Source organism: Thioclava sp. PTB-PU3-1 (genome assembly GCF_055666785.1).
Window position 1 is genome coordinate 143154 of record NZ_JBVNVL010000004.1, and the last position, 23096, is coordinate 166249.

Genomic DNA, 23096 nt, shown 5'->3' on the forward strand with positions numbered 1-23096 from the left:
CATGAGTTGACGCGCCCGGTTGGCGCGTTAGTAGTTGAGCCCGACGCTACAATCAACGCGCTCGCGCTACACGGGGCGCGGTTTCGTATTCACGCAAGGGAGAGGTCGATGGCGAAAGTTGCATTTCTGGGGCTTGGAGTGATGGGCTATCCGATGGCGGGGCATCTCGCATCGGCGGGCCATGAGGTCACGGTCTATAACCGCACGGCCGCCAAGGCCGAGAAATGGGTCTCCGAACATGGCGGGTCGGCCGAAGCGGCCCCGCGCGAAGCCGCGAAAGGCGCGGATTTCGTGATGTCCTGTGTCGGCAATGACGACGATCTGCGCGAGGTCTGCCTCGGCAAGGATGGCGCGTTCAAGGGCATGAAAACCGGCGCGGTCTTCGTCGATCACACCACGGTTTCGGCAGCCGTCACGCGCGAATTGGCGGGCGAAGCGGCGGGCCACGGCGTGGCCTTCATAGACGCGCCGATCTCGGGCGGGCAGGCCGGGGCCGAGAACGGTCAGCTGTCGGTCATGTGCGGCGGCGACGCGGCGGCTTATGACAAGGCCGAGCCGGTGATCGACGCCTATGCCAAGATCTGCCGCCGTCTGGGCGAAAGCGGCGCGGGGCAGGTGACCAAGATGTGCAACCAGATCGCGATTGCGGGTCTGGTGCAGGGCCTCGCCGAGAGCCTGAACTTCGCCGAGAAGGCCGACCTGGATATCGCTGCCGTGGTCGAGGTGATCTCGCAAGGTGCCGCCGGCTCGTGGCAGATGGCGAACCGCTACGAGACCATGGCGAAGGACGAATTCGACTTCGGCTTCGCGGTGGACTGGATGCGCAAGGATCTGGGGATTTGCCTGAAAACCGGCGATGAGATCGGGGCCTCGCTGCCCGTCACCGCGCTGGTCGATCAGTTCTACAAGGACGTCCAAGCAATGGGCGGCAACCGCTGGGATACCTCTTCGCTTATCGCGCGCCTGCGCAAACTGGGCTGAGCGGGCAGGGCGGCGGGCCATTGGGTCCGCTGCCCGCCCTTGCCGCCCACCCTTGCCGCTTGCGCACTTGGCCCCTCAACCTGCGCCATGCGCATCCTCGAGAACATCATCAGCGACCGCGGCTCGAAATACGCGGTCTCGGGCGGACCTTGCGCCTCGGAAGAGGAGGCCAAGGCCTTCGTCAAGGAGCTGTGCCGGAAGAAGAAATATGCCAAGGCCACGCATAACACCTGGGCGCTTCTAACGGCGGAGGCCCCGGTGAAGAACGACGATGGCGAGGCAGGCGCGGGCATGGTGATCCTGCGGATGCTCGAGCGCGAAGAGCTCTACGACCACATCATCGTCGTCACCCGCTGGTTTGGCGGCAAGCATCTGGGCGGCGACCGCTTCCGCCATGTGCAGGAAGCGGTTCACATTTACCTCGAAGATTTGCGCGCGGACTGAGGCGCGCCGCTACCGCAGCGCCAGAACCGGGATGTCCGACGCGGTCGTACCGGAGATCTGGCCCACCGGTTTAGCCCCGCCGTTCTGGGTCAATGCCTTCGCAAGATCGGATGCCAGCGGCCCCGCCGTCGACCCGTCGCTCGGCACCAGCCCGTCATCGCGAGTAATCGCCCCCATCCAGAGCCGCGCACCGGATGCATCGGTATAGCGCGTCTGCCACAGCCGAAGCCGCGGCAGCTTGTCGGTCGCGTCGCCATCCGGCATGCGGGTGAAGCCAAGCCCGCTCGGCTCGTTCTTCCAGAACAACGGCGCAAGCGCAGCGCCGGGGCGCATCGTATCGCGCACAGCCCCGAAGGCCGCGCCCGCCAGCGTCTTGAGCGTCACCGCATCGGCGCGTTGCCAGCCAATCGCGCTCAGCGCCGCGGTAATCTGATCGGGGTTCGTCGCCCAGAGCCCGATCGAGAGCGGGAACTGTTGATCCGCGTCGAGTGTCTGCGCCATCAGCGGCGCATCACGCAGCGCCTGCGGCTCGGCCCCTTCGGATATCACGATCAACGGCTGCGCCACGGGGGGCGGGTTCAGCGCCTTGGAATAATCGCGCACGCGAACCATCGTGAAGCCCAGCAGCGCCAGTGTCACGACGCCGATCACGCCCATCTGCCAGCGCGGCCGAGCGCGCGGCGCCCCAGCCCATCGCGGATACAACCACTCGGCCACCGCGATACCCACCAGCAGGCACATCGCGCCGAGAAGCCAGCCGCCCAGCACATCGCTCAGGTAATGCTCGACGAGATAGAGGCGGCTCAACCCGATCAGACCGGCGACCAAGGCCGCCAGAAAGCTCGCGCTCAGCGCCCCGAGCCGCGTCAGCCGCCAGAGGAGGAAGACGAGCATCCCGTAAAAGGCGACCGAGAGCGTCGCGTGGCCCGAGGGGAAACTGCCCGAGGTTTCATGGAAATAACCGAGGATCGAGCGCGGCCGCCCGAAGCCCGCTTTCAGGATGATCACCGAGATCAGGTCCAGCCCGAGCGAGACCACGAGCCCCGCAGCCAGATCGAACCGACGCAGCCACGCGAGCCAGACGAGCGCGAGCACGAGCAGCGCCGCCACGAGCTGGGTATCGCCGAGCGCGGTGATCCAGGTGAAGATCTGGATGAGGCCCGGCGTCCAGAACAGCCGCATCAGCGCCGCCAGACGCGCGTCGATCTGCACGATCGGGTCGCTTTGCAGGAAGTCGAGCGACAGGCCGATCAGCACCGAGGCGAGGTAGAGGAAGGCGAGTGCCAGAAGGCTCAGCGGGAGGCCGGAGAACTTGCTGCGGTCAAGCCTGCGCGCGATCCAGGCCGCCGTTTTCGGGTGGCGCCCGCCCCAGCTATCGACGCGGGGGTGGCGGGCGATCTCGTCCATCAGCCCGCCTGCCATCGCGAGGAGATAGGGCACCGCCCGGTCGAGCCGTCTCAGGACCCAGAAGAGCAATGCCGCGATCACGACGAGCCCCAGCAGGAACAAGGTGTTGCGCGTCATCATCGGGCCGAGCTTGGTGAACCCCGCACCAAGCGCATAGCCGAAGCCGACATGGAAGATCGCGTAGGGAAAGCCGCTCAGCAGGTTCCAGATCCGGAAGCGTCGCGTCTCCATCCCGGCGAGGGCGGCAGCAAAGGGCACGAAGCCCGCCACGGGGCCGAGAAACCGCCCCATGACGATCGCGAAGCCGCCATGGCGCGCAAATAGCTTCTCCGCGCGGCGATAGGCGGCCATGCCTTCGACATTCCAGCGCCCGAGCATACCGCGTCGCGCGTGGCGACCAAGCCAGAACGTGGCCTCTCCGCCGAGGACCGAGCCGATCGCCACGAACCACAGAAGGTCGAGCGGGTCGAGCATCCCCTGCTGCACCATCACCCCGCCGGCATCGACAAGCAGGGTGCCGGGCAGGAAAATCCCGGTCGGCAGGAAGGCCTCCAGCCCCGCCGCCGCCCCGATCACCCAGTAGCCGAAGATCCCCAGGGCGGCGAGATTCGGGAGCACTTGGTGGATGGCGTCGAGCATTTCAGTCCTTTGTCAGCAGATTGCGCGCGCCGCCGGAGATCAGCAGGGTAATTTCGGTGAGCGCGAGATAGGGGGAGGTGCCGGGCGGAAGTGCGACATAATGGGGCCGCCATTCGGGCCGGAATTTCTGTTTGAAACGACGTAACCCTTCGAAGTTATAAAAACTTCCGCCGTGACGATAGATCAGATTGCCAAGGCGGCTGGTCAGCCGCGCAGAGGCGCGATCGGGCAGGCCCGCAAGTGGCGCGAGGCCGAGGCTGAGTTCCGTCGCGCCGCGGTCGCGCAGCGCCTCAATCAGGCCGATGAACAGGAATTGCATGACGCCGTCGGCCGCCTCCGGGCGATACCGCATCAGGTCGATCGCGAAACGCCGTGCATCCGGCCCGCCCAGAAGGTTCGCGAAGCCGAGGATTTCGCCGTCGCGCCGGATCAGCGCAATCTCGCAATGGTTGAGGTAGCGCGGATCGAAGCGGCCGATGGAGAAGCCTTTCTCGCGACCTTTCTGGCCTGCGAGCCACGCGTCGGACACATCGCGCAGCGTCGCTATCAGCTCCGGCGCATGCGGCGGGGACGCGATCTCAAGCGTGAAACCCTCGCGCAGGGCGCGGTTCTGCTCGGCCCGCATCGTCTTGAATTTCGACCCCGTGAGCGAGAATTTCTGCAGGTCGACCACGGCCTCTTCGCCGATCTTGTGCAGCGCATAGCCCATCTCGATCCAGAGCGGCAGGTTCTTCGTCGAGACCTCGTAGAAGACAGGGGTGAGCCCCTCGCTCACCGCGCGTTCGTGAAACTCCCACGCCAGTTGCCGCGCCGCCTCGGGCGGGCCGACGGGATCGCCGAGCACGACCCGCATCCCGCCGCGTTGCGCATACATCAGGAAGGCCGAGCGGTCGGGCGAGAACATCACGCATTTGTCGCCCGTCAGCGCGAACCAGCCCTGCGGCACGTCTTGGGCGGTGAGGATTTCAGCGACCGCGATGTCCTGTTCGGGATCGACGGAGAAGGTGAAGCGGCGCATCGGGCGCAGCGTGAGCCACAGAAGAAACCCGAGCAGCAGCGCGCTGATCAGGAGCCCGGCCCTGAGCGCCCGTGGTGTGGGTGAACTCGCGGTGAAATCGAGCCAGAGCGCGTTGGAATAGGGATGCGCCGCATAGGCGAGGAAGAAAAACACCGCCGCCGAGGCCACCATTCCAAGGATGACCGCGAACCACAGGGGGCCGTAGCCGCCCTCGGTCAGCGCGACCCGACGGTGAAAGGCCCCGCGGAACGGCAGCAACACCACCGCGGCGAGCGACAGGACGACCGCGTTGTCGATGTCGAGATCGGCCGCCAAAACCGAGATCACGCCAAGCACCAGCCCCGCAAGTACCAGCCAATAGGCAAGTCTCACCCGGCGCACCAAGCCATGCGACAGCACGATCAACAGCACACCCGCGAGGGCACAAAGCTGCGTGCCGCCTTCTGCGAGAACCGCCGTGATCAGCCCCGGCTCTCCGCCCTGTCGGCCAAGCACCGGCATCAGCGCGACGATCACCATCCAGAAGCCGAGACCCAGCACCGCCACCCCGGCAATCCTGGGGGCGAGCCCCTCGATGCCGCTGATCACCGGGCGCATCGGCTCGGAGATTTCGCCGAAGACGCGGGTGGCCCAGCCACCTGCGAGCCGCGCCTCATTCAGCGAGACCACGACGAAGGCGATCACGAAGGGCAGCAGGAAATAGATCATGCGGAAGGCCAGAAGGCCCGCAGCAGCCTCGCCCAGGGGAACGCCCGCGGGCAGGGCGGCGATCACCACCGTCTCGAACACGCCGACGCCGCCGGGCACGTGGCTCAGGATGCCGACCATGCTGGCCGCGGCGTAGATCGCGACGAAACTCGCAAATGGCGGGGTGCCTGCGGGCATCAGCACCCAAAGCGCGCCCGCGGCCATGGTCGAGTCGAACAGCGCCACGCCGAGCTGGCCGATCAGGATGCGCGGCGCGGGCATCGCGATCTCGCGGTCGCGGATACGAAGGGCGCGCCCGGTATAAGAGAGCCAGAAGGCCCCGCCCAGAAGCAGTGCCGTCGCCGCAAGCGCACCCATGCGGATCAGGACCTCCGGCGCGGAGATGACGCCTGCGAGCGCTGCCGGATGCACGCAGAGCGCCAGAGCGCCCACCATCGTCAGCCCGAGCCCCATCGCCAGCGCGATATAGGACGACAGCGCCGCGACCTCGAAGGCGTTCAGACCAGCGGCGGAATAGATGCGGTAGCGCACGGCCCCGCCCGAGATCACGCTGATCCCGACCGTATTGCCGAAGGCGTAGCCCAGAAACCCGCCAAGCGCGACGGTCCGCAGCGGCAGCTGCTTGCCGAGGTAATGCAGCGCCCAGAAATCATAGCCGACCAGCGCCAGATAGCCCAAAGCGGTCGCGCCCACAGCCGCACCGAGCGTGGGCCACGGCGTCGCCTTGATCTGCGCGATGACCTGATGGACGTCGATGCTCGCGAGAAGATGATGCAGCGCCCACAGCCCCATCAGGAACAGCACGAGCCCGAGCGCAATCGGCCAGAGAATCTTCACACGCGACTGGGGTGGGGCAGGTTGCGCCGGATCAGCGAGAGCCATCTTATATTTCCACGTTTTTTCCTATCTCTGGCGGGACAATCGCAGAAGGAATTTATGGCCTTCTTAAAATTCCGTAAGAAATCGTCCCGAACGCACCTTATTGGCTGAGACCGCGCGACTTACTAGAGAAAGAAAACAGAAACACACGCGGCGCCGAGAGCAAACGCTCCCGACGCCGTCGCGGGTCCGTTACGCGGCGGCAGGTTTAAATCCGGACCCGGCCGCCGCGTCATGGGCTCTTAGAGCTTCACCCAAGCCGCGCCATTCGGGCCGAGCGACAGCGTGCCGCCCTCCAGCGTCGCGGCAAGGCAGGGGCCGACAAGCTCCCCGTCGGCGTCGAGCGTTACCGGATCGGGGCCGAGGTTGAAGTAGCAGGCGAATTTCATCGCGCCATCGTCGCGAATGAAGCCGAGCACCGGGTCGGGCAGGTCGAGGAATTTCGACGCGCCCTCGCGCAGCACCGGGTTTTCCTTCCGGAAGGCCAGAACGCGGCGGTAATAGGCGAGGACCGAACCCTCATCGGCTTCTTCGATTGCAACGGCGCGGGCCGCTTGCGGCGGCTTCACCGGCAGCCACGGCTTGGCTTTGGAGAAGCCCGCATTCGTGCTCTCGTCCCAGACCATCGGCGTGCGGCAACCGTCGCGCCCCTTGTTCTCGGGCCAGAAACGCAGGCCGGGCGGGTCGGTCAGCTCGTGATATTCCATCTCGGTCTCGGTCTGGCCGAGTTCCTCGCCCTGATAGATCCCGATCGTGCCCTGGAAGGACGCGAGCATCGCGATGGCCAACCGTGCGATACTGTCCTCGGTGCCGTATTTCGCCCAGCGGGTGACATGGCGCTGCACGTCGTGGTTCGAGAAGGACCAGCTCGGCCAGCCATCCGGCGCGCCCTTGAAGAAGCCCTCGATCTTGCCGCGGAAATGCGCGGGCGTGAATTTCGGGCCCAGCATGTCGAAGCTGTAGGCCATGTGCAGACGGTCATCGCCGCGGGTGTATTCTTCCATGATGCCGAGCGCGCGATGGGGCGCTTCGCCGACTTCACCGATCAGCGTGCGCGCCTCGTAGTCGTCCATCACCGCGCGCATCTTCTTGAGGAAGGGGACGTTTTCGGGACGGTTCTTGTCGAACTCGTGATCCTGCATGTCGTAGGTCGAGACCGGCGGCCAGCGTTCGGGATCGGGGTCCATCGCCGGATTGTCGCGCAGTTTCGGGTCGTGGAAGTAGTAGTTCACCGTATCGAGGCGGAAGCCGTCGACGCCGCGATCCAGCCAGAAGCGGAACACGTCGAGCAATTCGTCCTGCACCTCGGGATTGTGCAGGTTCAGGTCGGGCTGCTCGATCAGGAAGTTATGCAGGTAATACTGGCCGCGCTCGGGGGCGTATTCCCAGGACGAGCCGCCAAACACCGATTGCCAGTTGTTCGGCGGGCTGCCATCGGGCTTGGGATCGGCCCAGACATACCAGTCCTTCTTCGCGCCGCCTTTCTTGGCGTCCTTGAACCACGGATGCTGATCGGAACTGTGCGAGATCACCTGATCGATCACGACCTTCAGGCCCAGTTCATGCGCCCGCGCCACCAGCGCGTCGAAATCCTCGAGCGTGCCGAATTGCGGATCGATGTCGCGATAATCGGAGACGTCATAGCCCATATCCGCCATCGGCGAGGTGAAGATCGGCGACAGCCAGATCGCATCGACGCCCAGCGAGGCGACATGATCGAGCCTGCGCGTGATCCCCTTCAGATCGCCGATACCGTCGCCCGAGTCGTCTTGAAAGCTACGCGGATAAATCTGGTAGATAACCGCCCCGCGCCACCAATCCTTCGCCATGAATCGCTCCTCTTTCAGTTTCCTGTTGCCCGTTATCGCGGCAAGGGTAGACTTGTTAGCGCAAACGGCAACCGCCGCTCAGGCCGTTTCTGCGCCTTCGCTTGACCTTGAGCAGGGGGCGGCACATCAATCAATTGCTATCTGACGCGTTCCGGAGACCTCCCCCTTGAAAGACACCCAATTGCCCAGTGCCGAGACAGTTCGCGAAGAAATTCTGCACCACATCACTTTTTCGATGGGCAAGGATCCCGATCACGCCTCGGTCTATGACTGGCGCATGGCGCTGTCTCTCGCGATCCGCGACCGGGTCGTGGCGCCGTGGTTCGCAGCGACCCGGCGGACATGGGAAGAGGGACGCAAGCGGGTCTACTACCTCTCGATGGAGTTCCTGATCGGGCGGATGCTCGAGGATGCCGCGATCAACCTCGGTCTGCGCGCCACCTGCCGCGAGGCGATGGAAGCGCTTGGTCAGGACTGGGAAGCCGTGGTCGAGAACGAGCCCGACGCGGCGCTCGGCAATGGTGGGCTAGGGCGGTTGGCCGCCTGCTACATGGAGAGCATGGCGACGCTGGGCTGCCCCGGATATGGCTACGGCATCCGCTATGAACACGGCCTCTTCAAGCAGCGCTTCGAGGGCGGGCGTCAGGTCGAGACGCCGGAGGATTGGCTCAAGCAGCGCCACCCGTGGGAATTCGAACGGCCCGAGGCGGCCTATGAGATCGGCTTCAAGGGCCATGTCGAAACGCTGGACGGCAAGCCGCATTGGGTGCCAGGCGAGACGGTGCTGGCCGAAGCCTATGACATGCCGATCATCGGCTGGGAGGGCAAATGGGCGAACACGCTGCGTCTGTGGTCGGCCAAGCCCACCGAGCAGTTCGACCTCGCACGCTTCAATCACGGCGATTACGCCGCCGCAGCCGAACCCGAGGCGCTGGCGCGCACGCTATCCCGCGTCCTTTATCCCGATGACACGACCTATGCGGGCAAGGAGCTTCGCCTCAAGCAGGAGTATTTCCTGACTTCCGCCGCGCTGCAGGACATCATGCGCCGCCATCTGGCCGCCGGGCACAGCATCGAGGCGTTGCCCGACTTCGTCGCGATCCAGATGAACGATACGCATCCGGCGATCGCGGGGCCGGAGTTGATCCGCATCCTCACCGATCTGCATGACATGGAGTTCGACGCCGCGCTCGAGATCACGATGCAATGTCTGGGCTACACGAACCACACACTGCTCCCCGAGGCGCTCGAACGTTGGGCGACCTATCTGATGGGCACCGTGCTGCCGCGCCATATGCAGATCATCGAGAAGATCGACAGCTGGCACCGGCGCAAATTTCCCAAACGCGCGCATTACGTCGGCATCGTGAAGCATCAGGAGGTGCGGATGGGCGAACTGGCCTTCATCACCTCGCATAAGGTGAACGGGGTCTCGGCGCTCCATACCGAGCTGATCAAGCGCAACCTGTTTCCCGAGTTGGACCGACTGCATCCCGGGCGCATCATCAATCAGACCAACGGGATCACGCCGCGCCGCTGGCTTCGCATGGCCAATGGTGAGCTGTCGCATCTGATCATCGACACGATCGGCGATGGCTGGGAGGCCGATCTCGACAAGCTGCGCGCACTGGAGCCCTATGCCGAGGATGCGAGCTTCCGCGACGCTTTCATGGCCGCGAAACGGCGCAACAAGGTGCATCTGGCGGATTGGGTGCGCGACACGCAAGGGATCACCCTCGACCCCGATGCGATCTTCGACATTCAGGTCAAGCGCATCCACGAATACAAGCGCCAGCTGCTCAACATCCTGCAGACCATCGCCGAATGGCACGCGATCCGCGAGAACCCGCAGGCCGACTTCCAGCCGCGCGTGAAGATCTTCGGCGGCAAGGCGGCACCGGGCTATCACACCGCGAAACAGATCATCCGGCTGATCAATGACGTGGCCGAGGTGGTCAATAACGACCCTTATGTCGATGGGCGCCTCAAGATCGTCTATCCGCCGAACTACAACGTCTCCATGGCCGAGCGGCTGATCCCGGCGGCGGACCTGTCAGAACAGATATCGACCGCGGGCAAGGAAGCCTCCGGCACCGGCAACATGAAATTCGCATTGAACGGCGCACTGACCATCGGCACGCTCGATGGCGCGAATGTGGAAATTCGTGAACAGGTCGGCGCGGAGAACTTCTTCCTCTTCGGTATGACCGCCGACGAGGTGATGGAGCGCCGCCGCGATCCCGAACATGCGCGCCACGCCATCCTCGCAAGCCAGCCTTTGCAGGACGTGCTGCAGATGATCGCCGAGGGACGGTTTTCTCCTGAGGAACCAGAACGCTATCACGATCTTGTTCATAATATGTGGCATAGCGATTATTTCCTCGTCGCTTCCGATTTCGAGGCCTACGCGGCGGCCCAGAAAGAGGTGGACACGGCCTTCGCCGATCGCGCAGGCTGGGCGAAGATGGCTGTTTTGAACACCGCGCGGATGGGGTTCTTCTCCTCCGACCGGGCGATCAAGGGCTACATGGACGAGATCTGGACCACTCAATCGGCCCTGTGAACCAAGGAGCGCTATGACACTTTCCCGCGACGAGGCCGAAGCGCTTATCCACGCGCAACATCCCGATCCGTTTTCCGTGCTGGGTCTGCATGACGGGGAAATCGTGGCGCTTGTGCCCGGCGCAGAAGAGGTCTGGGCGCTTGGCAAGACAGAGGTCGCGCTGGAGCCCGTCGTGCCGGGGATCTTCATCGGCAAATGGGGCGAGGAAACCTACCGTCTGCGCGCGCGGCACGATCAGACGACATGGGATTTCGACGACCCTTACGGCTTCGCGCCGGTGTTGGGCGCGATCGACGAATATCTGATCGGGGAGGGGACGCATACGCGGCTCTGGGAGAAGCTCGGCGCCCATGTGATCACGCATCAGGACGTCGAAGGCGTCCATTTCGCGGTCTGGGCGCCCAATGCGCGCCGCGTCTCGGTCGTGGGCGATTTCAATTTCTGGGACGGCCGCCGCCACCAGATGCGCCGGATCGGCGCGTCCGGCGTCTGGGAGATTTTCGTCCCCGGCATCCATGCAGGCGCGCTTTACAAGTACGAGCTGCTCGACGCGGAGGGGACGGTGCTGCCGCTCAAGGCCGACCCGGTCGGCTTCGGTGCAGAGCATCCGCCCGCGCAGGCCTCGGTCGTGCGCAAGCTTGGGCGGCATCGCTTCGGCGACAGCGCATGGTGTCAGACCCGCGCCGAGGCGCAGGAACGCCACGCGCCGATATCGGTCTACGAGGTGCATCTCGGGAGTTGGATGCGGATCTGGGACGAGGGGGGCAGGCCGCTTTCCTATCACGAACTGGCCGAGAAGCTGGTCGATTACGTCTGCGATATGGGCTTCACCCATATCGAACTGCTTCCCATTACCGAACACCCGTTCGACGGCTCCTGGGGCTACCAGCCGATCGGGCTCTACGCGCCGACGATCCGCCACGGTCGCCCCGAGGAATTCGCGGAATTCGTGGATGCGGCGCATCGGCGGGGCCTCGGTGTGATCCTCGACTGGGTGCCGGGGCATTTCCCGACCGACGATCACGGGCTGAGACATTTCGACGGCACAGCGCTTTATGAGCATGCCGACCCGAAAGAGGGCTTCCATCAGGACTGGAACACGCTGATCTACAATTACGGGCGGCGCGAGGTGTCGAACTATCTGCTGGCCAATGCGCTGTTCTGGCTGGAGGAATATCACCTCGACGGGCTGCGCGTGGACGCCGTGGCCTCGATGCTCTACCGCGACTATTCGCGGGCCGCTGGCGAATGGGTGCCCAACAAATATGGCGGGCGCGAGAACCTCGAGGCGATCGAATTCCTGCAGAACATGAACGCGGCCTCCTATGGCGGCGCGGAAGGCATCATGACGGTGGCGGAGGAAAGCACCGCCTATCCCGGTGTCACGCGCCCCGTGCATGAGGATGGCTTGGGTTTCGGCTACAAGTGGAACATGGGCTGGATGAACGATTCCTTGCGCTATTTTGCGCGCGATCCGCTCTATCGCAAGTTCCACCATACCGAGCTGACCTTCGCGAGCTCGTACATTTACAGCGAGAATTTCATCCTGCCGATCAGCCATGACGAGGTCGTGCACGGCAAGGGCTCAATGCTGGGCAAGATGCCCGGCAACGACCCCGAGAAATACGCCAATCTGCGCGCCTTCTACGCGTTCCAATGGGCGCATCCGGGCAAGAAGCTTTTGTTCATGGGGCAGGAATTCGGCCAGTGGTCGGAATGGAGCCATGAGCGCGAGCTGGACTGGTATCTGCTCGACGATCCGCGCCACGAGGGACTGCGCGCGCTGGTACGCGATCTTAACCGGCTCTACCGCGAGACGCCCGCGCTGCATTGGGGCGATTGCGAGCCGGAAGGCTTCGAATGGATCGCCGCCGACGACTCCGAGGCCTCGGTCTTCATCTTCGAGCGCCGCGCGCCCGGCTCCGATCCGGTCGTGGTGGTCGCGAACCTGACCCCGGTCGAGCACAGCTACCGCATCGGCCTGCCGCTGGACGGCGAGTGGTGCGAGATACTCAACACGGATTCCGGTTTCTACGGCGGCGAGAACCGCGGCAATCTCGGTGCGATCCGCGCCGAAGACCACGCGCAGGGCCGCTGCGCCCAGAGCGCGGAGGTGTATCTGCCGCCGCTGTCAGTCGTGATGTTCACGCCCGCGTAAGCGGTGCCCAGAGGAGGGGGAGGAATATGAAACCACAGCCCAACACGCGCCTGAGCGCGCAGGCCATGGCCTTCGTGCTGGCAGGCGGCCGCGGCAGCCGCCTGAAGGAATTGACCGACCGGCGCGCGAAACCCGCCGTCTATTTCGGTGGCAAGACCCGGATCATCGACTTCGCCCTGTCGAACGCGCTCAATTCCGGCATCCGCAAGATGGCGATCGCCACGCAATACAAGGCCCATTCGCTGATCCGCCACATCCAGCGCGGATGGGATTTCTTCCGCGCTGAGCGGAACGAATATCTCGACATCCTGCCCGCGAGCCAACGCGTGGCCGATAGCCGCTGGTATGCAGGCACCGCCGACGCGGTGGCGCAGAATATTGATATCATTGAAGATTACGGCGTGAAATACGTCATCATCCTCGCCGGAGACCACATCTACAAGATGGATTACGAGGTGATGCTGCGCCAGCATGTCGACACCAAGGCCGATGTCACGATCGGCTGTCTAACCGTGCCGCGGATGGAGGCGACCGCCTTTGGCGTGATGGCCATCGACAAGACCGGACAGATCACCGATTTCCTCGAAAAGCCCGCAGACCCGCCCGGAATGCCCGGCGATCCCGATCATGCGCTGGCCTCGATGGGGATTTATGTCTTTGACTGGCAATTCCTGCGCGAATTGCTGATCCGCGACATGGAAGACCCGAATTCGTCCCATGATTTCGGGCATGACCTGATCCCGCAGATCGTCAAGCACGGCAAGGCGATGGCGCATAAGTTCTCGGATAGCTGCGTGACGACGGGGCTCGAGACCGAACCTTACTGGCGCGATGTGGGCACGGTGGATGCCTTCTGGCAGGCCAATATCGACCTGACCGATTTCACGCCAAAGCTGGACCTCTACGACACCGAATGGCCGATCTGGACCTATGCCGAGATCGTGCCGCCCGCGAAATTCATCCATGACGAGGATGGCAGACGCGGCTCGGCAATCTCCTCGCTGGTCTCGGGCGACTGCATCGTCTCGGGCGCGGAGGTGCGCAATTCGCTGCTCTATACCGGCGTGCGCGCGCATAGTTTCGCGAGCCTTGAGGAGGCTGTGGTGCTGCCTTACGTCGATATCGGGCGGCATGCGCGGCTGAGCCAATGCGTGATCGACCGCGGCGTGCATATTCCCGAAGGGCTCGTCGTGGGCGAAGACCCGGAGGAGGACGAGAAGTGGTTCCGCCGGTCGGAAGGCGGCGTCGTGCTGATCACGCAGACGATGCTCGACAAACGCGCGGCGGCATTGGACTAACGGGGTCAGAGAGCGGGGCGCTGCCCCGCGCCCCGGGATATTTGGAAAGAGCGAAGATATGAAACGCGTGCTCTCGGTTGCGTCAGAAGCGGTTCCGCTAATCAAGACGGGCGGTCTGGCCGATGTGGCAGGCGCCTTGCCCGCCGCGCTCAAAGGGCAGGGCTGGGAGATGCGGGTGATGATCCCGGCCTATCGCGGGATTCTGAAAAAGCTGAAATCACCGAAACCCGTATGGGAAAGCGAGAGCCTCTATGGCGGCCCGGCGCGTCTGGTGCTGGGCAAGGCGGGCGGCATGGAGGTGCTGGCGCTGCAGGCCGACCATCTGTTCGACCGGGACGGGGGCCCGTATTCGCAAGACGGGCGCGACTATCCCGACAATGCGGAACGCTTCGCCGCCCTCAGCTTCGTCGCCGCCGAGATTGCGCGCGAGGGTGCAGGCAAATGGCAGCCCGATCTGGTGCATTGCCACGATTGGCAGACCGGGCTCGTGCCGTGGTATCTGCGCGGCACCGGCATTCCGACGGTGATGACGATCCACAACATCGCGTTTCAGGGCCGGTTCGGCCGCGACAAGCTGGCGGCGCTCGGGCTGCAGACCTGGGATTTCACCCGCGAAGGCGTGGAATTCTGGGGCGATATCTCGACGCTGAAAGCCGGGCTGGTCGCGGCGAGCGCGATCACCACGGTCAGCCCGCGCTATGCAGACGAGTTGATGCGCGGCGAGTTCGGCATGGGGCTGGAAGGTGTCATTCAGGCGCGCGCGGGTGACCTGCACGGTATTCTCAACGGGATCGATCTGGATGTCTGGAACCCCGAGACCGATCCGGAAGTGACGTCTTTCTCGGCGGCTAAACCCGGCGGAAAATCGAAGAACCGCAAAGCTTTGGAGGCCGAATTTGATCTCGATGTGCCGGGACCGCTGGCGATCCTGATCTCGCGCCTGACGCCGCAGAAGGGCATCGATTTGCTCGCTCCGGCGCTTGGGCCCTATCTGGAGGCGGGCGGCGGTCTTGCGGTGCTGGGATCGGGCGATGGCTGGGCGGAAGACGCGATGCGCGACCTTGCCGCGCGCCACCCCGGCCGGGTCGGCGTGAAGATCGGCTATGACGAGGCGCTGAGCCACCGGATGTATGCGGGCGGCGACGCGGTGCTGGTGCCCTCGCGCTTCGAACCCTGCGGGCTGACCCAGCTCTACGGGCTGCGCTATGGCTGCCTGCCGGTGGTCTCCGCCGTGGGCGGCCTCGCCGATACGGTGGTGGGCGCGACGCCCGCGACCGAGGCCGCAGGCGCATCGACCGGGATCGTCTTCCATCCCGTCGACGATCTCGCGTTGCGGCAGGCGCTGATGAAGCTGATCGCGCTCTATGCCGATCGCAAGGGCTGGGCCGCGATGCAGCGCCGGGCAATGAAGACCGACTGGGGCTGGGACGGATCGGCCGCACGCTACGCCGCGCTTTATGACGCGCTTCTCGCGCGATGAAGATAAGCCCCGGCAGAGCGGACCCGCTGGGCGCAACGCCCTGCGAGGGCGGCGTGAACTTCGCGCTGGCCTCGGCCCATGCCGAGCGCGTGGAGCTGTGCCTGTTCACCAAATCTGGCGAGCAGCGGATCGACCTGCCCGGGCGCACCGGTCCGACTTGGCATGGCTTTGTCGCGGGGCTCAAGCCGGGGGCGCGTTATGGCTACCGGGTGCATGGGCCCTGGGCGCCCGAGGCGGGGCATCGGTTCAACCCGGCGAAGCTTCTGATCGACCCCTATGCGCGCGAGATCGACTCGAAGATCAGCTGGCAAGCCCCTATGCAATATGGGAAATCCAAACCCGACCGGCGCAATAGCGCAAGCGTCACGCCGAAATCCGTCGTGGCCGAGATCGCGCGGCCCGAATGGGATCGGCCGCAGCATAGCTGGTCCGAGACGGTGATCTACGAGGCCCATCCCAAGGGGCTGACGATGACCCATCCGGACGTGCCCGAAGCCTTGCGCGGCACCTGGGTGGGGCTCGCCTCCGATCCGATCCTGTCGCATCTCACCGATCTCGGGATCACCGCGATCGAGCTGCTGCCGAGCTGCGCCTATCTCGACGATCGTTTCCTCGTCGAGAAGGGCTTGAGCAATTACTGGGGCTACCAGCCCATCGCCAATTTCGCGCCGGAGCCGCGCTATTCCGGTGCCGATCCGCGCGGCGAATTTCGCGAGATGGTGCGGCGCTTCCATGGCGCCGGGATCGAGGTGATCCTCGACGTCGTCTACAACCACACGGGCGAGGGCAATGCGATCGGGCCGATGCTCAGCCTGCGTGGGATCGACAATGCGAGCTATTACCGCCTGACGCCCGACGGCGCCTATATCGACGAGACCGGGACCGGCAATACGCTGGACCTGTCGAACCCGCTCTGTCTGCGGCTGGTGATGGATTGCCTGCGCCATTGGGTTGAGGAGATGGGCGTGGATGGCTTCCGCTTCGATCTGGCGGCGACGCTGGCACGCGGCACCTCGGGAGCGGTTGAGGCGCATGCGCAATTTCTCACCGCGATCGAGCAGGATCCGGTGCTGCGAGGGGTGAAATTGATCGCGGAGCCCTGGGATATCGGGCCGGGCGGCTATTACCTGGGTGGCTTCCCGCATCCTTTCACCGAATGGAACGACCGCTTCCGCGACGATGCGCGCCGGTTCTGGCGCGGCGACCGGGGCATGGCGGGCGATTTGGCGCGGCGCGTGGCGGGATCAGCGGAAATCTTCGACCAGAACGGGCGGCCCGCTACGGCCTCGGTGAATTTCATCACCGCCCATGACGGCTTCACGCTACAAGACCTTGTTTCCTATGGCGAAAAGCAGAACCTCGCGAATGGCGAGGAAAACCGCGACGGCCATGACGCGAATTTCTCGGAAGCGCTGGAGAGCGTCGAAGCGCAGGCCCTGCGCAAACGCGCGCTGCTTGCGACACTGCTGATGAGCCAAGGCGTGCCGATGCTGCTGGCCGGTGACGAAATCGGCAATTCGCAGGGCGGCAATAACAACGCATATGCGCAGGATAACGAGATCGGCTGGATCGACTGGACCGTGCCCGACGACACTTTAAAAACATTCGTCAAGCATCTGATCCAGATACGAAAAGATCACCGCGTCCTGCGGCAAAACCGCTATCTGCACTCGCTGATCCGCAAGCAGGACGGGATGCGCGATCTGATCTGGCGGCTTGCCTCTGGTGAGGAACCCGAACCGCATGATTGGAACGATCCCGAGCTGCGTTGCATCGGCGTCGAGATTCGCGGCGCTGCCGAAGGTCCGGCCGGCGAGGCCGGCAGCGAGGCGGTCTACGTGATCCTCAACGCAGGCCCCGCGCGCGAAGTGAAATTGCCGCCGGGCCGCTGGACTCGCGCGCTCGATTCCGCCTTGCCCGGACAGAAAGCGGAACAAATCGACGGCCCCGAGGCTTGCCTTGCCGCACAATCCGTTCAAGTCTTTACCCGCGCCACAGTGCAGGAGAAATCATGACCCGCCACGCGACCCAGCCCATCGACGGCCAGAAACCCGGCACCTCGGGGCTGCGCAAGAAAACCCGCGTTTTCATGCAGCCAAGCTACCTCGAGAATTTCGTGCAATCGACCTTCGACGCGATCGGCGGTGTGCGCGGCAAGACCTTGGTTCTTGGCGGTGACGGGCGTTATTTCGGACGGGAAGCGGCAGGCACGATCCTGAAAATGGCGGCCGCCAACGGGGCTGCGCGGGTGATCGTGGGGCAGGGTGCGTGGCTGTCCACGCCCGCCGCGTCGAACCTGATCCGGCAGCGCCAGGCGGATGGCGGGATCATCCTCTCGGCCAGCCACAATCCGGGCGGCCCGGAGGAAGATTTCGGCGTCAAATACAACAGCGCCAATGGCGGGCCTGCGCCGGAGTCGATCACCTCGGCGATCCACAAGCGCACGCAAGAAATCCGTGAGTATCATCTGCTCGATGCGGCAGATCCCGATCTGGACCGCCTTGGCGAGACGCCGCTGGGAGAGATGACGGTCGAAGTCGTCGATCCGGTGAGCGCCTATGCCGACCTGATGGAAACGATATTCGATTTCAATGCGTTGCGGGACGTCTTTAAAGCGGGCTTCCGGATGCGGATGGACTCGATGTGCGCCATCACCGGACCTTACGCAGTGGAGATTTTCGAGAACCGCCTCGGCGCACCGGCCGGGACCGTCACGCATGGCACGCCGCTGCCGGATTTCGGCGGCATGCATCCCGATCCGAACCCGACCTGGGCGCATGAGCTGATGGATGAGATGATGGGCGAAAGTGCCCCGGATTTCGGCGCGGCCTCGGATGGCGATGGCGACCGGAACATGATCCTCGGCGCGGGCACCTATGTCTCGCCGTCGGACAGTCTCGCGGTGCTGGCCGCGAACGCGCATCTCGTGCCGGGCTACAAGGACGGGCTGAAGGGTGTCGCGCGCTCGATGCCGACCTCTGCGGCGGCGGATCGGGTGGCCGAGGCGCTTGGCCTCGATTGCTACGAGACGCCGACGGGTTGGAAGTTCTTCGGCAACCTGATGGATGCGGGGCGCGTGTCGCTCTGTGGCGAGGAAAGTTTCGGAACGGGCTCCGACCATGTGCGCGAGAAGGACGGGCTCTGGGCGGTGCTGATGTGGCTCAACATCCTAGCCGTTCGCAAGATGTCGGTGGCCGAGATCATGGCCGATCATTTCGCGCGCTACGGTCGCAACTACTATTCGCGCCACGATTACGAGGCGCTGCCGACCGAGCAGGCAGAGGCGATGCTGGACGATCTGCGCAGCCGCCTTGGAGAGCTGAAAGGGACGCAAGTCGAAGAGCTTACGGTCGAAAGCTCAGACGAGTTTTCCTATACCGATCCGATCGATGGCTCGGTCGCGGAAGGTCAGGGTTTCCGCATTCTGTTTGAAGGCGGCTCACGCGTCGTGCTGCGTCTGTCGGGCACGGGCACCGAGGGCGCGACGCTGCGCGTGTATCTCGAGCGCTATGCGCCGGGTCCGGATGGGCTGGACCATGATCCGCAAGATGCGCTCGCACCGATCATCCGGGCGACAGAGGCGCTAGTGGGCATCCGTGAACGTACGGGGCGCGAGAAACCCGACGTCATCACCTGATCCGGTCAGGCGGCAAATCCAGCCGGAAAACAAAGCCGGGGGGCCGAAATCGCCCCCCGTTTTCATACCAGCGTTATACCGATAATCGGTATTATGTAAATTATAAGTGCGATTTGACGCCCATTATGGGGTCAAAACCGTGCTCCCGACCGTTTTCCGGCCCTCCAGCGCCTCATGGGCTGCGGCAACATCCTCCAGAGAAAAGCTCTGTGGCACGTCGATCTTGATCTCGCCTTTCCCAATCATCTCAAAGAGTTCTGAGGCGGAGTTACGCAACCAGCCCGGCTGATCCGTGTGCTGGAACAAGGTCGGACGCGTCAGGAACAGCGAGTTGCGCGCCAGATCGCCGATCTTGAACTGATCCGCCGGACCCGAGCTTTGACCGAAGCACACCAGCGTGCCGAACCGTTTGAGCACATCGAGCGACGTCATCACCGTATCCGCGCCCACCGAGTCATAGACCGCGGCGACGCCCGCGCCATCGGTAAGCCGTTTGACCTCCGCGCCGAAATCCTCGGACCGGTAATCGATCACCGCGTCATAGCCGTGCTCGAGCGCACGCGCGCATTTCTCAGGTCCGCCAGCCGTGCCGATCGCGCGCACGCCCTTGGCCTTCAGCCATTGGCCCGCGATTGAGCCAACGCCACCGGCCGCTGCGTGGAAAAGCACGGTGTCACCAGACTTTACGGGATATGAGTGATGGATCAGGTAATGCACGGTCAGACCTTTGAGCATCACCGCTGCCGCGACCTCATCGGAAATCTCGTCCGGGATCGGCACAACGTTTTTCGCAGCCATCACCCGGTGGCTCGCATATGCGCCATTGGGCTGCGTATACGCCACGCGCTGTCCGACCTGCAGATCGACGCCGTCGCCGACCGCCTCGATCACACCCGCCGCTTCGCCGCCGGTGATCAGATTGCTCTCGACCGGCCACGGATAAAGCCCGGTGCGGAAGTAAACATCGATGAAATTCAATCCGATAGCGGTATGTTTTAAAGTGACTTCGCCGGGCCCCGGTTTGGGGACCTCGATCTCGATCTTGTGGAACTGGTCGCGCCCGCCGGGGCGCGAGATTGCCATCGCATAAGCCATGTTATCCTCCCTGTTGCCGCGCAAAGGTACTGCGCGCGGCCCCGGCGTCAATCCGGGATCGGATGCGGCAGGAAGGCGCCGTTCATCTCGACGATCTCATCCCAGACGCGCAGCGCCAGTTCGCGCGGGCGTTCGCTCTCGCGGCGCACGAGGAACCAATGGCGCATCAGTGGCAATCCCGGCGCCGGGATCAGCGCCAGGCGCCCGGTCTCCAGCTCGTCCGTCACCGTGTGCAGGCTGAGAAACGCGATGCCGAGACCCGCCATCACCGCTTGCTTGATCGTCTCGTTGCTGTCCATCTCCAGCGTGTCGTAGAGCCGCCCGTCGCCGACCCGGTCGAGCCAGCGCGACATCAGGATGCGCGTCCCCGACCCTTCTTCGCGTGAGATGAAAGTCTCGCCGAAAAGCTGCTCCAGATCGTCGGCCTTGGCGATCAGCGGATGGTCCGGCGGTGCGACCAGCGCATGCGGATGCTGGCCGATCGGCTCGGCCACAACCGGCGGATGGCGCGGCGGACGGCCCATCACGGCGATGTCGAAACTGCCGCGCTCGATCCCCTCGATGATGGCCGAGCGGTTGCCCACGCGCAGCGCGACCTCGATCTCGGGATGGGCGTCTTGCAGCATCTTCACCAGCCGCGGCGCGAAATATTTGCCGGTCGAGACGACACCGAGCGTGATCCGGCCCACTTGCCCGCGCGCGATGGCGCTCAGCGTCGCCTCGGCCTGCGACAAGTTGTCCTCGATCCGCAGCGCGGTTTCGCGCAACGCCTTGCCGGCCTCGGTCAGCTCGGATCCCGCACCGTCGACGGCGCGCTGGATCAACTTCATCCCGACCGCATCTTCCAAACCCCGAATTTGCGTATGAATTGCGGGAGTTGTGAGGTTCAGGCTTTCCCCGGCTGCCGTCAGAGACCCACCCCGCGCCACCGCATCAAGCGCGCGCAATTGCTTCAGCGTTACAGCGTTCATCCGCATGTAGTTTCAATTTCCCTTAACGCATATTCCCTTTATTTAAATTTCATAAAAATACGATCCGGGCAATGGTCTGGCTCACAAGAACATCGACTTTGGAGGAGGAGAAGATGTCCGTGAGTTTCGACGGCCTCGGTATTTCTGCCGATCTTGCCGACACCATGACCCGCCTGACCAGCGTCGGCGCCCAGCTTGCCCGCATGATTGCGCGCAACGGGCTTGAGGGAAATCTGGCGGAAGCCGCAGGCACCAACGCCGGTGGCGACGGGCAGAAAGCGCTCGACGTGATCGCGGATGAGGCCTTCATGGATGCGCTGCGCGGTGGTGCGGTTCGTCATTACGCTTCGGAAGAACAAGACGAGGTGGTCGATTTCGGCGAGGGCACGCTCGCGCTTGCCATCGATCCGCTCGACGGATCCTCGAATATCGACGTGAATGTCTCGATCGGCACGATCTTCTCGATCTTCGAGGCCGCCGACGACATGGATGCCAGCTTCCTGCGCCCGGCCAATGAGCAGATCGCAGGCGGCTACATCATCTTCGGGCCGCAGACCGCGCTGGTCGTGACCTTCGGCAAGGGTGTGCAGCAATGGGTTCTCGAGCCCGGCAGCGACATCTGGCGCCGCGTGGCCGATCCGAAGCCCCTGCCCTCCGAGACCTCGGAATACGCGATCAACGCGTCGAACTATCGCCACTGGCCGCAGCCGATCCGCGCCTTCATCGACGATCTCGTCGCCGGTGCCGAAGGTCCGCGCGGACGCAATTTCAACATGCGCTGGATCGCCTCTCTGGTGGCCGAAACCCATCGCATCATCTCGCGCGGCGGCGTCTTCCTCTATCCGGGCGACGACCGCGACGGCTACGAGCGCGGCCGTCTGCGCCACGTCTATGAATGCGCACCGATCGCGATGCTGATCGAGCAGCTCGGCGGCGAGGCCACCGACGGCGCCGATCCCATCATGTCCGCGACGCCCGACCGGCTGCATGCCCGCACGCCCTTCGTCTTCGGCTCGGCCAGCAAGGTCGCCCGCGTCGCCGCCTATCACGACCTGCCGCAGGATGAAGCCCACGCGCTCTTCAACACCCGCGGCCTCTTCCGGAGCTAATCCATGTCCAAGAAACACCCCATCATTTCCGTCGTCGGTTCTTCCGGTGCAGGCACCTCGACGGTGAAATCGACCTTCGATCAGATCTTCCGTCGCGAAGGGATTTCCGCGGTCTCGATCGAGGGGGACGCCTTCCACCGCTACAATCGCGCCGACATGAAGGAAGAGCTGCAAAAGCGTTATGACGCGGGCGATCAAGGCTTTTCGCATTTCTCCTATGAAGCCAATGAACTCAGAGAGTTGGAGCGCGTCTTTCGCGAATATGGCGAGACCGGCAAGGGCAAGACCCGCCATTACGTCCATGACGACGCCGAGGCCGAGAAATGGGGCACGCCGCCCGGCCACTTCACCGAGTGGAGCGATTTCGAGGACGAGTCCGACCTGCTTTTCTACGAAGGCCTGCACGGCTGCGTGGTCAATGACGAGGTGAACCTCTCGGCGCTGGCCGATCTGAAGATCGGCGTGGTTCCGGTGATCAACCTCGAATGGATCCAGAAAATCCACCGCGACCGCGCCTCGCGGGGCTACACGACGGAAGCGGTCACCGACGTGATCCTGCGCCGCATGCATTCCTACGTGAACTGCATCACGCCGCAATTCACCGAAACGGATATCAATTTCCAGCGCGTGCCGGTCGTCGACACCTCGAACCCGTTCATCGCGCGCTGGATCCCGACGGCGGACGAAAGCCTCGTGGTGATCCGCTTCAAGAACCCGCGCGGGATCGATTTCCCTTATCTCACCTCGATGATCAACGGCTCCTGGATGAGCCGCGCGAACTCGATCGTCATTCCCGGCAACCGTCAGGATCTGGCCATGCAGCTGATCCTCACCCCCCTCATCGAACGCCTCGTGCGTGAATCGAAGCGGGCTTGAGAAG

Annotated in this window: 15 protein-coding genes; 10 read left to right on the forward strand and 5 right to left on the reverse strand. The window is 64.0% G+C overall.

Annotation, left to right across the window (positions count from 1 at the left end; translation table 11 throughout):
• Positions 1-6 precede the first annotated feature (6 nt).
• Positions 7-981, forward strand: a complete 975-nt coding sequence (locus ACZ7GB_RS12575) for an NAD(P)-dependent oxidoreductase (protein WP_472158939.1) — start codon at positions 7-9, stop codon at positions 979-981.
• An 87-nt stretch (positions 982-1068) separates the two neighbouring features.
• A complete protein-coding gene (locus ACZ7GB_RS12580; RefSeq protein WP_472158941.1) occupies positions 1069-1425 on the forward strand; it encodes a YigZ family protein in 357 nt (118 codons plus the stop codon).
• A gap of 9 nt (positions 1426-1434) precedes the next feature.
• On the opposite strand, the gene ACZ7GB_RS12585 is transcribed toward ACZ7GB_RS12580, so the two are convergent.
• The 3 genes from ACZ7GB_RS12585 to ACZ7GB_RS12595 all read right to left on the reverse strand — a co-directional run bounded on the left by ACZ7GB_RS12585 (position 1435) and on the right by ACZ7GB_RS12595 (position 7905).
• Positions 1435-3471 (reverse strand): bifunctional DedA family/phosphatase PAP2 family protein, encoded by a 2037-nt coding sequence (locus tag ACZ7GB_RS12585; RefSeq protein ID WP_472158942.1) that lies wholly within the window; start codon positions 3469-3471, stop codon positions 1435-1437.
• Position 3472: 1 nt separating this feature from the next.
• Positions 3473-6079, reverse strand: a complete 2607-nt coding sequence (mprF, locus tag ACZ7GB_RS12590; protein WP_472158943.1) for a bifunctional lysylphosphatidylglycerol flippase/synthetase MprF — start codon at positions 6077-6079, stop codon at positions 3473-3475.
• Between the two features lie 239 nt (positions 6080-6318).
• Positions 6319-7905, reverse strand: coding sequence for an alpha-amylase family glycosyl hydrolase (locus ACZ7GB_RS12595; RefSeq protein ID WP_472158945.1), 1587 nt, complete (start codon positions 7903-7905; stop codon positions 6319-6321).
• Positions 7906-8071: 166 nt separating this feature from the next.
• Between ACZ7GB_RS12595 and ACZ7GB_RS12600 the strand changes: the two genes are divergently transcribed.
• The 6 genes from ACZ7GB_RS12600 to ACZ7GB_RS12625 are packed head-to-tail and all read left to right on the forward strand — an operon-like array spanning position 8072 to position 19041.
• Positions 8072-10468: a glycogen/starch/alpha-glucan phosphorylase gene (locus tag ACZ7GB_RS12600; RefSeq protein ID WP_472158946.1), complete on the forward strand. Its 2397-nt coding sequence runs from the start codon at positions 8072-8074 to the stop codon at positions 10466-10468.
• 13 nt (positions 10469-10481) lie between these two features.
• Positions 10482-12626, forward strand: a complete 2145-nt coding sequence (gene glgB, locus ACZ7GB_RS12605; RefSeq protein WP_472158947.1) for a 1,4-alpha-glucan branching protein GlgB — start codon at positions 10482-10484, stop codon at positions 12624-12626.
• A gap of 26 nt (positions 12627-12652) precedes the next feature.
• Positions 12653-13924, forward strand: a complete 1272-nt coding sequence (gene glgC / locus ACZ7GB_RS12610; RefSeq protein WP_083076818.1) for a glucose-1-phosphate adenylyltransferase — start codon at positions 12653-12655, stop codon at positions 13922-13924.
• 58 nt (positions 13925-13982) lie between these two features.
• Entirely contained in the window at positions 13983-15404 is a 1422-nt protein-coding gene (gene glgA, locus ACZ7GB_RS12615; RefSeq protein ID WP_472158949.1) for a glycogen synthase GlgA, read from the forward strand.
• The gene (gene glgX, locus ACZ7GB_RS12620) at positions 15401-17419 is read left to right on the forward strand and encodes a glycogen debranching protein GlgX (RefSeq protein ID WP_472158950.1); all 2019 of its coding nucleotides are present in this window, start codon (positions 15401-15403) and stop codon (positions 17417-17419) included. The genes glgA and glgX overlap by 4 nt, the downstream gene beginning before the upstream one ends.
• On the forward strand, positions 17416-19041 hold the full coding sequence (locus ACZ7GB_RS12625; RefSeq protein WP_472158952.1) for an alpha-D-glucose phosphate-specific phosphoglucomutase: 1626 nt from the start codon (positions 17416-17418) through the stop codon (positions 19039-19041). The genes glgX and ACZ7GB_RS12625 overlap by 4 nt, the downstream gene beginning before the upstream one ends.
• Before the next feature lie 123 nt (positions 19042-19164).
• Here the strand turns inward: ACZ7GB_RS12625 and ACZ7GB_RS12630 are convergent, their stop codons facing one another.
• A complete protein-coding gene (locus tag ACZ7GB_RS12630) occupies positions 19165-20136 on the reverse strand; it encodes a quinone oxidoreductase family protein (protein ID WP_472158953.1) in 972 nt (323 codons plus the stop codon).
• A gap of 47 nt (positions 20137-20183) precedes the next feature.
• Positions 20184-21113 (reverse strand): LysR family regulator CbbR, encoded by a 930-nt coding sequence (gene cbbR / locus ACZ7GB_RS12635; protein ID WP_472158955.1) that lies wholly within the window; start codon positions 21111-21113, stop codon positions 20184-20186.
• 107 nt (positions 21114-21220) lie between these two features.
• On the opposite strand from cbbR, the gene ACZ7GB_RS12640 reads away from it, so the two are divergent.
• Both ACZ7GB_RS12640 and ACZ7GB_RS12645 read left to right on the forward strand, forming a co-directional pair.
• Positions 21221-22216: a class 1 fructose-bisphosphatase gene (locus ACZ7GB_RS12640; protein WP_078605393.1), complete on the forward strand. Its 996-nt coding sequence runs from the start codon at positions 21221-21223 to the stop codon at positions 22214-22216.
• Between the two features lie 3 nt (positions 22217-22219).
• Positions 22220-23092, forward strand: coding sequence for a phosphoribulokinase (locus ACZ7GB_RS12645; RefSeq protein ID WP_472158956.1), 873 nt, complete (start codon positions 22220-22222; stop codon positions 23090-23092).
• Positions 23093-23096: the final 4 nt, after the last annotated feature.